The 13,136-nt window shown below is 39.5% G+C and carries 13 protein-coding genes; 11 read left to right on the forward strand and 2 right to left on the reverse strand.

The features are described from left to right. Positions 1-123 precede the first annotated feature (123 nt). From aceB to gatB, 9 genes are all read left to right on the forward strand, one after another. Positions 124-1,716, forward strand: a complete 1,593-nt coding sequence (aceB, locus tag QNH48_RS01945) for a malate synthase A (RefSeq protein WP_283953535.1) — start codon at positions 124-126, stop codon at positions 1,714-1,716. 33 nt (positions 1,717-1,749) lie between these two features. Beyond that, a complete protein-coding gene (gene aceA, locus QNH48_RS01950) occupies positions 1,750-3,027 on the forward strand; it encodes an isocitrate lyase (RefSeq protein ID WP_283953536.1) in 1,278 nt (425 codons plus the stop codon). Between the two features lie 314 nt (positions 3,028-3,341). Next, positions 3,342-3,773: a YueI family protein gene (locus tag QNH48_RS01955; protein WP_206021659.1), complete on the forward strand. Its 432-nt coding sequence runs from the start codon at positions 3,342-3,344 to the stop codon at positions 3,771-3,773. A gap of 301 nt (positions 3,774-4,074) precedes the next feature. Next, positions 4,075-4,617, forward strand: a complete 543-nt coding sequence (locus tag QNH48_RS01960) for a hypothetical protein (protein WP_095248033.1) — start codon at positions 4,075-4,077, stop codon at positions 4,615-4,617. A gap of 33 nt (positions 4,618-4,650) precedes the next feature. Beyond that, on the forward strand, positions 4,651-5,007 hold the full coding sequence (locus QNH48_RS01965) for a hypothetical protein (RefSeq protein WP_283953537.1): 357 nt from the start codon (positions 4,651-4,653) through the stop codon (positions 5,005-5,007). Between the two features lie 19 nt (positions 5,008-5,026). Further along, positions 5,027-5,287, forward strand: a complete 261-nt coding sequence (locus QNH48_RS01970; RefSeq protein WP_095248031.1) for a hypothetical protein — start codon at positions 5,027-5,029, stop codon at positions 5,285-5,287. A gap of 155 nt (positions 5,288-5,442) precedes the next feature. Continuing rightward, positions 5,443-5,736: an Asp-tRNA(Asn)/Glu-tRNA(Gln) amidotransferase subunit GatC gene (gene gatC, locus QNH48_RS01975; RefSeq protein ID WP_133370904.1), complete on the forward strand. Its 294-nt coding sequence runs from the start codon at positions 5,443-5,445 to the stop codon at positions 5,734-5,736. Positions 5,737-5,832: 96 nt separating this feature from the next. After that, positions 5,833-7,290 carry an Asp-tRNA(Asn)/Glu-tRNA(Gln) amidotransferase subunit GatA gene (gene gatA / locus QNH48_RS01980; protein ID WP_283953538.1) on the forward strand — a complete coding sequence of 486 codons (1,458 nt, stop codon included), beginning with the start codon at positions 5,833-5,835 and terminating at the stop codon, positions 7,288-7,290. Between the two features lie 12 nt (positions 7,291-7,302). Continuing rightward, positions 7,303-8,730 carry an Asp-tRNA(Asn)/Glu-tRNA(Gln) amidotransferase subunit GatB gene (gatB, locus tag QNH48_RS01985; protein ID WP_283955652.1) on the forward strand — a complete coding sequence of 476 codons (1,428 nt, stop codon included), beginning with the start codon at positions 7,303-7,305 and terminating at the stop codon, positions 8,728-8,730. Positions 8,731-9,264: 534 nt separating this feature from the next. Here the strand turns inward: gatB and putP are convergent. Beyond that, positions 9,265-10,743 carry a sodium/proline symporter PutP gene (putP, locus tag QNH48_RS01990; RefSeq protein WP_283953539.1) on the reverse strand — a complete coding sequence of 493 codons (1,479 nt, stop codon included), beginning with the start codon at positions 10,741-10,743 and terminating at the stop codon, positions 9,265-9,267. Positions 10,744-10,964: 221 nt separating this feature from the next. Between putP and QNH48_RS01995 the strand changes: the two genes are divergently transcribed. Continuing rightward, positions 10,965-11,516, forward strand: coding sequence for a thioredoxin family protein (locus tag QNH48_RS01995; protein WP_283953540.1), 552 nt, complete (start codon positions 10,965-10,967; stop codon positions 11,514-11,516). Between the two features lie 33 nt (positions 11,517-11,549). Here the strand turns inward: QNH48_RS01995 and plsY are convergent, their stop codons facing one another. Then, positions 11,550-12,176 (reverse strand): glycerol-3-phosphate 1-O-acyltransferase PlsY, encoded by a 627-nt coding sequence (gene plsY / locus QNH48_RS02000; RefSeq protein ID WP_283953541.1) that lies wholly within the window; start codon positions 12,174-12,176, stop codon positions 11,550-11,552. 109 nt (positions 12,177-12,285) lie between these two features. On the opposite strand from plsY, the gene QNH48_RS02005 reads away from it, so the two are divergent. Further along, the gene (locus QNH48_RS02005) at positions 12,286-13,068 is read left to right on the forward strand and encodes a class I SAM-dependent methyltransferase (protein WP_283953542.1); all 783 of its coding nucleotides are present in this window, start codon (positions 12,286-12,288) and stop codon (positions 13,066-13,068) included. Positions 13,069-13,136: the final 68 nt, after the last annotated feature.

Below are 13,136 nucleotides of genomic sequence, written 5' to 3' on the forward strand. Positions count from 1 at the left end.
TCAACAGGGAATTTGTACCTATTTTTGAAAATTTTCTGAAAAGTAGTTCCATTTTGAAAAATGGTGTTATATAATACAACACATGGATATATACTGTATTATAACAAAGAGGTGAATACGTTCATGTCGACACAGACAACAGGAATTGAAGTGGTTGGTGCCCTCAAAGCGCGATACGATGAGGTTTTAACACCAGAAGCGCTGAAATTTATCGAGGAACTTGAGCAAAACTTTGGTGCAAGGCGAATGGAACTGTTGCAGTACAGGCAGAAACGCCAAGAGGAATTGAATCACGGAAAGCTTCCGGATTTCCTTCCTGGAACAAAGCATATTCGTAATGGGGATTGGACAATTGCTCCATTGCCAAAAGACCTTCAGGATCGCCGTGTAGAGATTACTGGACCGACGGAAAGAAAAATGGTCATCAACGCACTAAATTCGGGTGCAAAGGTTTTTATGGCCGATTGTGAAGATGCTACTTCACCAACCTGGGAAAATATCGTCGAGGGACAAATCAACTTAAGAGACGCAGTAAATCGGACGATTTCCTATGAAAATCAAAATGGAAAAAGATATGTGCTGAATGAGGAAACAGCAGTCTTGTTTGTTAGACCGCGTGGACTTCATTTAGAAGAGAAACATGTGCTGCTTAATGGCAAGCCTATTTCTGGGAGCTTTTTTGATTTTGGATTTTACTTTTTCCATAATGTAAAAAATTTGCTGGCCGGGCGAACAGGTCCTTATTTTTACCTGCCGAAGCTAGAAAGCCATTTAGAAGCACGGCTTTGGAATGATGTCTTTATTTTTGCGCAGAAAAATCTTGGAATACCTCAAGGAACGATTAAAGCAACAGTCTTAATTGAGACCATTCTGGCAGCATTTGAAATGAATGAAATTCTATTTGAATTAAAGGAACACTCAGCAGGTTTGAACTGCGGCAGATGGGATTATATTTTTAGCTATTTAAAAAAACTGCGTAACCATGAAACTATCATTCTGCCAGATCGATCCCAGGTAACGATGACTGTACCATTTATGCGTTCCTATTCATTGCTTACCATTCAAACCTGTCATCGCCGGAAAGCCCCTGCTATTGGAGGGATGGCGGCACAAATACCGATTCGAGACAATCCGCAGGCAAACGAGGAAGCATTCGCAAAGGTTCGTGCTGATAAGGAACGTGAAGCGTGTGATGGTCATGATGGTACGTGGGTAGCACACCCTGGTCTTGTCCCGGTAGCTCTAGAAGTATTTGATCGAGAAATGCCGATGGCTAACCAGATTCATACAAACAAACAACAAAAGATTACGATAACAGCCAGCGATTTGCTTGAGACACCAAACGGTAAAATTACCGAAGAAGGTGTGCGCGTTAATATCAATGTAGGAATTCAATATATTGCTTCGTGGTTATCTGGAAGAGGAGCTGCACCCATTCATAACTTAATGGAGGATGCGGCAACTGCTGAAATCTCACGGGCTCAAGTTTGGCAATGGATCCGCCACCCAAAAGGTGTACTCACCGATGGCAGAAAAATAACTGCAGATTTGTATGAGCAATTTAAGGATGAGGAATTAGTAAAAATAAAGAATGAAATTGGCATGCACGCTTATGAGAATGGCCGTTTCACTGAAGCTGTTGAGCTATTTGACAGCTTGATCGTAAATGATGAGTTTGTAGAGTTTTTAACATTACCTGGGTATAAGTTTTTATAAAATACATTAATAGATTAATAGGAGGAATATAAAATGACAAATTCAAGAGCGAAGGAATTACAAGAAAGCTGGGAGTTAGATAAACGTTGGAATGGGATTACTAGACCGTATAGTGCTGAAGATGTCATTAAGCTTCGTGGTTCTATTGATATCGAGCATACATTGGCTAGACGTGGAGCAGAAAAGCTTTGGCAGCAAATGAATGAAGAAGATTACGTTAATGCACTAGGGGCGTTAACAGGGAATCAAGCTGTTCAGCAGGTAAAAGCGGGGTTGAAGGCAATTTACTTAAGCGGCTGGCAGGTCGCAGCGGATGCTAACCTTTCTGGACATATGTATCCGGACCAAAGCTTGTATCCGGCAAACAGTGTGCCGAGTGTGGTAAAAAGAATTAACCAAGCACTTCAGCGTGCTGATCAAATTACCCATTCAGAAGGCGATGATTCTATCGATTGGTTTGTTCCGATTGTAGCTGACGCAGAAGCGGGCTTTGGCGGACAGTTAAACTGCTTTGAATTGATGAAGGGAATGATTGAAGCAGGAGCTGCAGGCGTTCATTTTGAAGATCAGCTTTCCTCTGAGAAAAAATGCGGTCACTTAGGCGGTAAAGTCTTATTGCCAACACAGACAGCTGTTCGGAATTTAATCGCTGCTCGTTTGGCTGCTGATGTTATGGGTGTTCCAACTGTTTTGGTTGCCCGCACGGATGCAAATGCTGCCGATTTAATTACGAGTGATATTGATATGAATGACGCACCGTTTATTACTGGCGAGCGGACAGCAGAAGGCTTTTTCCGTACAAGTGCAGGACTTGATCAAGCGATTGCCCGCGGCTTAGCATATGCACCATATGCCGATTTAATTTGGTGTGAAACTTCTGAGCCAAACATTGAGGAAGCGAGACGTTTTGCAGAAGCGATTCATGAAAAATTCCCTGGTAAAATGCTTGCTTACAACTGTTCACCATCCTTCAACTGGAAAAAGAAACTCGATCAAGAAACGATTGCAAAATTCCAGCAAGAGCTTGGAAAAATGGGCTACAAGTTCCAATTCGTTACCCTTGCAGGCTTCCATGCCTTGAACCACAGCATGTTTGAATTGGCTCGCGGCTATAAAGAGCGAGGAATGGCTGCATACTCAGAATTGCAACAGGCTGAGTTCGACAGCGAGCAATACGGCTACACAGCAACAAGACATCAACGTGAGGTTGGAACAGGCTACTTTGACCAAGTTTCCATGGTCATCACAGGTGGAACATCCTCAACAACCGCGTTGAAAGGATCCACAGAGGAAGAGCAATTTACAAAATAATCTTTACGTTATATCCCCCTTCTCCATGTTGAAAAGGGGGATTTTTGGCTTGCCGGGAGGAATTAGTTGCGGATGGCGGAAAATACTTGCGGATGGCAGAAAATACTCTCGGATAACGAAAAATACTCTCGGATAGCAGAAAATACTCTCGGATAACGAAAAACACTCTCGGATAACGAAAAATACTCTCGGATAGCAGAAAATACTCTCGGATAACGAAAAACACTCTCGGATACTGACCTCTTTTTTGGAAATGAACATTTTTTAGGGTATTATCATACATAATAATACCCCTTTTAATGGAGTTGATCTGTTTGAAAAAGTCGAACGTGGAGGAAGTCCTTCAACAGGGAATACATGGACCATTGGAAACGAAGCCGGATGAAAGGCGAAAATTTTTAGGTACCTTACGCGAGCGCATCATTCTTGCTCTTAAGAAAAGCCAAGTGGCAGAAGCGACGATTTATCCCCAAGTCGAGAAGGAAATGAAGAAAAATCCCCAGGTAAATCTTTTGCTAAATGGAAATATGGACTATTCAGTCTTATCTAAATATGTAAAATTAGCAGCTAAACACAATATTGAGCATAAAATCGTAACCAATAAGGAACATGATACAGAAGTGGGCTTATTGCTAGCGATGGACGAAGCAATTGATAAAGAAGATATTTACATCACTACGAAAGAAATTAGTCAACCTGAACCCCCAAAAAGCAAAGGACTATTTGCAAAACTTTTTAAACGATAATGCACAAAGGCAGCAGTCAATCTCGACTGCTGCCTTTATTAATTCATTAGGTTCATCAGGAGGAGGTATTTAGAACTATATTTGGGTATAACTGGAATTTAACAAAAAATTAGAATATTATACAAGTAAGGAGATTACCATTTTAGTCACTTATAAGGAGGGGAGTAAACTAGATAATAAACTCATAATAGGAACGAAAAGAAAAATGGTCAGGTAGGAAGTTGGTATTAATTTTGCCTTGTACTTTTTACTAGAGATTACTAGATTACTAACATCTGACCAAATCTAGGAGGAGAGAATTATGAGAAAATGTAAATTACTCTTTATCGTGGTTGTTCTAATGCTTACACTTTCAGGATGTAAATATCCAACTCTGGAAAAGGCCATTGCAGAAACGATCCCTTTTGAAGTAAAAGAAGTTTTATACAAGAAGAAAAGTGATGGGATAACAATCGTCCTTTACTCTACAAAAGCAGAAGGGGAAGAGGTTGAACACATAAAAGAGCCGGTGCTGGGTGTTTCTTTCTTTGAAGGGAACGATGAAGAAGGATGGAAAAATGATGGTCCGAATGGGTGGGAACATGCGGAGAGTGAAACCTATTCCATTTATAACGAGAACTACACCAAGTATGATGACAAAGGTAATGCTCTTAAAGATATTTACGTTGTGTTTGGAGAAATCAATAATGAGAATATCACAACCATCGAAATCGCCAATCAGGATACTGAAGATTATAAAAAAGCAAAAATGATTAAGAAGGATGGAAAACGCTACTATGTAGGGTTAGGCTTCCGCCCACAGGTTAGAGCATTAAATGGTAATGGCGAGGTTATTCCACAATAATTTAATACATATTGAAATTCTGGGGGGATGAATATGCTTGAAAATAAAACACTTTTGATTTCATCATTGGTTTTATCTATCGGAATCATTATAGGCTGTTATCTCCTTGCTTCAAAACCTGACTCAGCAGTAATTGATTCTTCAAGCAAATCTGAGGTACAAGGCAGCATACTACTGAATATAAAGGATACATCTGCACTTTTAGGGATATCAGAAGATGAATTAAAGAAGATTATGGCTGAGGAAAAACAAATATTAAATACTACAGGTTCTTATGATGGTGCCATGCTTCCATATATTGTGATTGAGGGGAAGCGGTATTTTGAAAGAACACAATTATTAATATGGGCACAGGAGTCAGCTACACTGCATAAGGAATATGGATTATAGATAGGGGATCTCAAGCTAGATGGCAAAGAAAAGTTTCTTTAAATTATTTGCTAAGAACATTAAAAAGTCTATGGGACCAGGCCAATATCAAGTAAATGGAATTAATGTATCCTGTGTACATTGTAAATATGGTTGGTTTGAGCAGGGACATGCTCAATTGAATACATCTATAGCGACCTTCTTTAATCTTGACTTTGCCAATCCAACCGCCACGATACTTACCTGTCGTCAATGTGGATATGTCCATTGGTTTTACAAAAAGGTTAATAGAATCGATTGAACAAAATCAAGGAGCTGCGGCTCTTTTTTTAATGCCAAAAATCTAAAAAGTAATGCTTTTGACAATACTGATGAGGGAATCATTGCGGTGAAGCGGAAAAGTTTGGTATTATCAATAATAAAATGACTATGCAAAAGAGATTGGGGGTAAAAAAAATGACAAGAATCTCAAACGAGCAAGTGAAACATGTAGCAAACTTGGCTAGATTAGCGATAACAGAAGAAGAGGCTGAGAAGTTTACGAAACAGTTGGACGCGATTATTACATTTGCAGAACAGTTAAATGAATTAGATACGGAAAATGTTGAACCAACCTACCATGTGCTGGATATGAAAAATATCTTTCGTGAGGACATCAAGCAAACAGGATTACCACGTGAGGAAGTACTGAAAAATGCACCAGATCACCAGGATGGACAGATAAAAGTACCTGCAATAATTGGGGAGTAAGAAAAGCGGAAGCGCCTTGCTCGAGGGAAAAATGCAGTCCAATTTTTCCTAGGGGTGAGCCCCTAGGCGTTGGAGCTAGCTAGAAGGAGGAAAACGGTGAGTTTATTTGATTATAAAGTGTCAGATCTCCATGAACTTTTACATAAAAAAGAATTAAAAGTCACTGATCTTGTTGAAGAGTCCTATAAAAGAATTGCTCAGGTTGATGACAAGGTACAAGCATTTCTAACGTTAGACGAGGAAAAGGCACGACGAACTGCAAATTCACTAGATGAGAAGCTTACTGCCAACTCTACAAATAACTTGTTATTTGGAATGCCGATTGGCATAAAAGACAATATTGTCACAAAAGGACTACGGACAACCTGTGCAAGTAAGATTCTAGAAAACTTTAATCCCATCTATGATGCTACTGTTGTTCAAAAGCTGCAGCAGCAGGAAACTGTAACGATTGGAAAGTTAAACATGGATGAGTTTGCAATGGGTTCTTCTAACGAAAATTCCCATTATCAAAAGACCCGGAATCCATGGGACTTAGAGAGAGTACCAGGCGGTTCATCAGGCGGATCAGCGGCTTCTGTTGCGGCAGGCGAAGTACTATTTTCCTTAGGTTCCGATACAGGGGGATCTATTCGTCAGCCAGCATCTTTTTGCGGAGTTGTAGGGTTAAAGCCTACATATGGCCGTGTATCTCGTTTCGGGTTGGTTGCATTTGCATCCTCCCTTGACCAAATTGGACCGATTACAAGAACGGTTGAAGATAATGCTTATCTTTTGCAAGCCATATCTGGACTAGATCCAATGGACTCCACATCAGCGAATGTGGATGTACCGAGTTTCGTCTCTGCATTAAATGGGGATGTTAAAGGATTAAAAATCGCCGTACCTAAAGAGTATCTTGGTGAGGGTGTGACTGAAACGGTTCGCCAGTCGGTACTGGATGCTTTAAAAGTGCTTGAAAAACAAGGTGCAGTATGGGAAGAGGTTTCCTTGCCCCATTCTAAATATGCATTAGCTGCCTATTATTTGTTGTCTTCATCCGAAGCTTCTGCCAATCTAGCTCGCTTCGATGGTGTTCGCTATGGCTATAGGACACCAAATGCTGATAATTTGCTTGATTTATATAAAAAATCAAGAGCTGAAGGCTTTGGTGACGAGGTAAAACGTAGAATCATGCTTGGTACCTTTGCATTAAGTTCTGGTTACTACGATGCTTATTACAAAAAGGCACAACAGGTTCGTACGTTAATTAAGAAGGACTTTGAAGATGTATTTGAAAAATATGATGTCATCATTGGACCAACTACTCCAACTCCAGCTTTTAAAATTGGTGAGAATATTGATGATCCGTTAACGATGTATATAAATGATATTTTGACGATTCCTGTGAACCTAGCAGGCGTGCCTGGAATCTCGATTCCATGCGGATTTGATAATGGACTGCCGCTTGGCTTACAAATTATCGGCAGGCATTTTGATGAGGCGACCATTTATCGTGTAGCACATGCATTTGAACAAGCAACAGACTACCATAAACAAAAGCCGGGAATATAGGGGGTGAAGATGATGGAATTTGAAACAGTAATTGGTCTTGAAGTGCATGTTGAGTTAAAAACGGATTCGAAAATCTTTTCGGCCAGCCCAAACCATTTTGGGTCGGAGCCAAATACGAATACAAGTGTGATTGACCTTGGTTATCCCGGAGTGCTGCCGGTCCTTAACAAAAAGGCGGTAGAATTCGGGATGAAGGCAGCAATGGCCTTGAATTGCCAGGTAGCCACTCACACAAAATTTGACCGGAAGAACTATTTTTATCCAGATAATCCGAAGGCCTATCAGATTTCTCAATTTGATAAGCCGATAGGCGAGCATGGTTGGATTGATATTGAGGTAAACGGCTACACAAAACGGATTGGAATTACGAGGATTCATTTAGAAGAAGATGCAGGAAAACTGAGTCACGGGAATGGCTATTCATTAGTGGATTATAACCGCCAGGGAACTCCTCTTGTGGAAATCGTTTCTGAGCCAGATATCCGTACTCCAGATGAAGCATACGCCTATCTTGAAAAATTAAAATCCATCATTCAATATACAGGTGTTTCTGACTGTAAGATGGAAGAAGGTTCATTACGTTGTGACGCCAATATTTCGATTCGTCCAGTTGGACAAGAAGAGTTAGGGACAAAGACAGAATTAAAGAACTTAAACTCTTTTAACTTCGTCCGTAAAGGTCTGGAATTTGAGGAAAAGCGTCAGCGTGAAGTTGTCACAAGCGGCGGGACAATTGATCAAGAGACACGTCGATTTGATGAAGCAACAGGGGCTACATTGCTTATGCGTGTTAAAGAGGGATCGGATGATTATCGATACTTCCCTGAACCAGATCTACTTGATATCTTTATTGATGAGGAATGGAAAAACCGAATCGCTGCTGAAATTCCTGAACTTCCGGATCACCGGCAAAAGCGTTATATAGATGAACTAGGATTACCTGTTTATGATGCCAAGGTACTAACGGTAACGAAAGAAATGGCTGATTTCTTTGAAGGAACTGTGGCAGCAGGTGCAGAGGCGAAATTGGCTTCGAACTGGATCATGGGAGATGTTTCTGCTTACCTGAATGCAGAGGGGAAAGAACTTCACCAAATTGCTTTAACTCCTGAAGACCTAGCTAGTATGATTAAGCTCATCGAGAATGGAACCATTTCTTCAAAAATCGCAAAGACTGTTTTCAAAGAATTGATTGAAAACGGCGGCGAGGCTGAGAAAATCGTTAAGGACAAAGGGCTCGTACAAATATCAGATGAAGGAACACTGTTGAAAATCATTTCAGAAGTTCTCGACGCGAATCCACAATCCGTTGAAGATTTTAAAAATGGTAAAAATAAGGCAGTTGGTTTCCTCGTTGGGCAGCTAATGAAAGCGACCAAGGGACAAGCAAACCCACAAATAGTAAACAAATTATTAAATCAGGAATTAAGCAAACGATAAAATACAAAGCTGGCAGAAATCATTCTGCCAGTTTTTTTGTCGAAAAGAACTCGACATATTTTTTTGAAGTTTCCCCGGGAAAACCCATTATCTATACGGCCTTGAATAAAACTAATCAAACGTTTGATTAGACGACATCATTCATCCCTTTTTTTAATGGAAAGCTTTTAATAATATGGCTTGATGTATTTTTTAATCAAACGTTTGATTAGCCTTGGTGCTGGTGATTATTGTCGAATGGGTACCAATTGGAAACCTGTAATGATAATGGACTGGTTTCGGACCGATAAATCGACAATCCTTTTAATACCATTTAGGCAAAAAGTCATTAAGATAAAGGGTTTTATCGTTATTTAATCAAATGATTGGTTAACTGACAGGATTCTACCGTTTTTTAATTAAAAAACCTTTAATATCAGGAGTTGAATCAAAACTAATCAAACGTTTGATTAACTAGAAAAGGAGGAAATTGTCGGTCAGTCAGATAGATAAAAAAATACCCGGATACTGATATCCAGGTATTTCTAAAAATTTCTATTCCTTTGTTAATAAGCGGACACTTTCATCAAATTCTTTTTCAATCATTTCATTTTTCTTATAAGTAATAAAGCTTACGATAACAGCGACGATTAGGTTAAGGACAAAGCCTGGAACAATCTCGTAAAGTGTGTCGCCAAGGCCAACATTTTTCCAAACAATAACGGTGACTGCACCAACGATCATTCCAAAAAGAGCTCCCCAATGGGTCATCTTTTTCCAGAATAAGCTTAGTAAAATGGTTGGACCGAAAGCAGCACCGAAGCCTGCCCATGCATAAGCAACAAGATCCAAAATAGTGCTGTCTTGGTCAAGAGCAAGTACAGCAGCAACTACAGAAACGAGAAGAACAGCCATTCGACCTAAGAAGACAAGATGTTTGTCTGAAGCTTGTTTGTTCATAACCACTTTATATAAATCTTCCACTAATGCACTGGATGTAACGATTAATTGTGATGAGATTGTACTCATAATCGCTGCAAGAATGGCTGCTAAAGCAAATCCAGCGAATAAGGGATGGAATAGAATCTGACTTAATTCAATAAATACAGCTTCAGGATTCTCTAATACATGCTGTGGATTGTTATGGAAGAAGGCAATTCCGATGAATCCAGTAAAGATCGTACCAATAAGTGAGAATATCATCCAGCCCATTCCAATGCGGCGGGCACTTTTTGTTTCTTTTACAGTGGTGATGGCCATAAAGCGTACAATAATATGCGGCTGGCCAAAATAACCAAGTCCCCAAGCCATTGCAGAAATAATTCCTAAAGTTGTTGTACCTTTAAAGAAATCAAGATATGTTGGATCAATAGCACGAATCGTATCAAAGGTTTCCGCAGGACCACCTACTGAGAAAATTCCAATAGCCGGAACTAGGAGAAGGGCAATCAGCATCATTAACCCTTGGATGAAGTCTGTATAACTCACAGCAAGAAAACCGCCAAATAATGTGTATGCAATCGTTACACCGCCAACAATTAATAGACCAGTAAGGTAACTTGTACCGAATGAGCTTTCAAAAAAGACAGCGCCAGAAACTAAACCAGATGATACATAGAAAGTAAAGAAAATAAGGATAACGATACCAGAAACGATACGTAGTAGTTTCGTATTGTCTTTAAATCGATTTTCAAGATAGCTTGGAATCGTAATAGAATCATTGGCAACCTGTGTATAAGAGCGTAGTCGAGGTGCAACCAATAACCAGTTGAGATAAGCGCCTATTGTTAAACCAATCGCAATCCAGGCATCCGCTAAACCAGTTACATAAATTCCTCCAGGTAAGCCCATTAACAGCCAGCCGCTCATATCTGCAGCACCAGCACTTAAGGCGGTTACAGCAGGTCCTAAAGACCTTCCTCCGAGCATATAATCCGTTAGATTGCTAGTTTTTCGATAGGAATACCAGCCGATAAAAAGCATCATCGCAAGATAAATCCCGATGGATACTAACTGAAGTGTTTCATTGGACATATTTTTCTCCCCTTTGTTATGTTAGGAATAAATTAAAATAATATTTTCTATATATAAAATATTCTATCAACTTAAGATGACTATATCCACTAGTATTTTTTTACTTTCCTAAAATAGGTTAAAGTACTCTTGGAATAATAGTAAAAAAGGTAGAAATCCTTTCATTTGTAAGTAAGAAATGAAAGGATTATGATAAATAGAAATAGGAGGGAGTGTTTGGTGTGGAATTAAATTTATGGTTTCAAAAGGGTCTTACGAAAGAGGAGTACATAAGCTCAATGACTCGGAATAAAGAAGAAATGACTTCCATATATGATCGCTTTGAGTTAACCGAGGGTGATAAAAAGAAGCTTGAAGCAGTCCAGTCAAAAAAATTACGAGCTATTGTTTTAACAGAGGATTGGTGTGGTGACGCCATGCTTAACAACCCGGTATTGCTTAGAGTGGCCGAAGCGGCAAATATGGAGGTGCGTTTCGTACTAAGGGATCAAAACCTTGAGTTAATGGACCAATATTTAACGAATGGTACTTCTAGAGCGATACCAATTTTTATTTTCATTGACCAAGAAGGAAATGAAGTTGGAGTTTGGGGGCCGCGTGCACCTGAAATGCAGGTTCTTGTAGAAAAGGGACGTGCAGAACTGCCTGATAAGGAAGCACCGGATTTCCAAGAGAAGCAAATGGCGTTATATAAGCGTCTTGGGACATCCTATCAGACTGATTCATCCATTTGGCAAACTGTTGCCAACAGCATTATGACAGCCTTTTTGTAAAAATAAATCCCTGGCGTTTTCAGCCAGGGATTTTTACATTTTTAAACCGTTATTCTTAGGTGGAATCCGGTCGTTAATTAGGTTCTTGTCGTTAATTTTGGGTTCGATTCCAAGAATAAGGTTACGTATATTAGAACGGTGAAGATAAATCAAAAATAAAGTAAAAAAGAAAAAGATAAGTTCAAATTTAATTTCAGGTGAAAAATAAGAATAAATCAGCAAGCTAAGTCCTACAGAAATTGAGCCGAAAAATACGTATTTTGTTAAAAAAATTACCAAGAAGAACGTTGCGTATGCAAGTAAAGCTAAGGGGAAACTTGCTACTGCTAAAGTTCCAGCAGTTGTAGCGATGGCTTTTCCACCGCGAAACCCGGCAAAAATAGGATAGCAATGTCCTGCTACTGCCATCAGACCAAAGTAAAGTGGTTCGACATCAAGGTTGAAGTATAAAGGAAGGTAAGCAGCGAGTGCCCCTTTACCAATATCGACGAGTACCACGATAATGGCAGATCCTTTTCCAAGAACCCTTAATGTGTTCGTGGCACCAGGATTTTTGCTTCCATGGTCGCGAATATCAACCCCAAAGACCAGCTTGCCCACAATCAGAGCAGTCGGAATGCTTCCAATCAAATAGGAGGAAAGGAGCAACAACCAAAGCATATCATCATTCCTTTGTCAGAGTATCTTCTATAACATTAGCATTTTACCATACTTCAATGGTATTATTTTAATAATTCCTGAAATAGGAAATATTAAAGGGGCGACCGACATGGAACAAATAAATTTTGGTCAAGTTGCTAAAAGTTATGCGAAAGCAAGAGAAGATATTCCTGTTAGTTTAATGGATAGCTTATACATCCGAGGAGTTTACTTTGATGGGAGAAAAGTAGCGGATATTGGCTGTGGTACTGGTGCTTTAACAAGGAAAATGGCAATGAGAAAAGCAGATGTTATTGGCGTAGATCCGTCTAAAGAATTACTGAAATATGCAAATGAATTAAATAGGTCAAAAAACTATAAAATTCCGTATATGCAATCAAGTTCTGAGAGTACGGGTTTACAAGATTCTCAGTATGATATCGTAACCGTAATGCGTGCCTGGCATTGGTTTGACCGTGATAGGGCAATTCGAGAAATTAAACGAATATTAAAAGAAAAGGGTACATTAATAGTAGTCGATTCTGGCTTCCTTACTGGTTCTGGAGTGGTTGAGGAGACATTCAAGGTCTTATCTAAATACGTAAGTGGCGGATTAAAACCTGCTGGAGCTAAAGCCGAGTCAAAGCAGAGAATAAACGGATATCCGATTGAGTGGTTTGATGAATGGCAAAACAATGGCTTTGAGTTACGTGATTTTTATAGATTAAACTATTCAGTTCCCTTTTCAAAAGAAGAATGGGTAGAGAGAATAGAATCTGTCTCCTGGCTTGCAGGATTAGATGAGAAAGTAAGAGGAAATGCACTTCAGGACTTAAGAGATTCCTTATCAGCCGATGAGCCATACATCATTCCACACGAATGTAATGTTTGTATATTAAGGCTGAAAGATTAGAAGAAAGACTAGAATGACCAAAAACGTGCGAATATCCCGCACGTTTTTTTATGCTACTATTTTTATTG

Source organism: Neobacillus sp. YX16, assembly GCF_030123505.1.
Classification (GTDB): Bacteria; Bacillota; Bacilli; order Bacillales; family Cytobacillaceae; genus Neobacillus.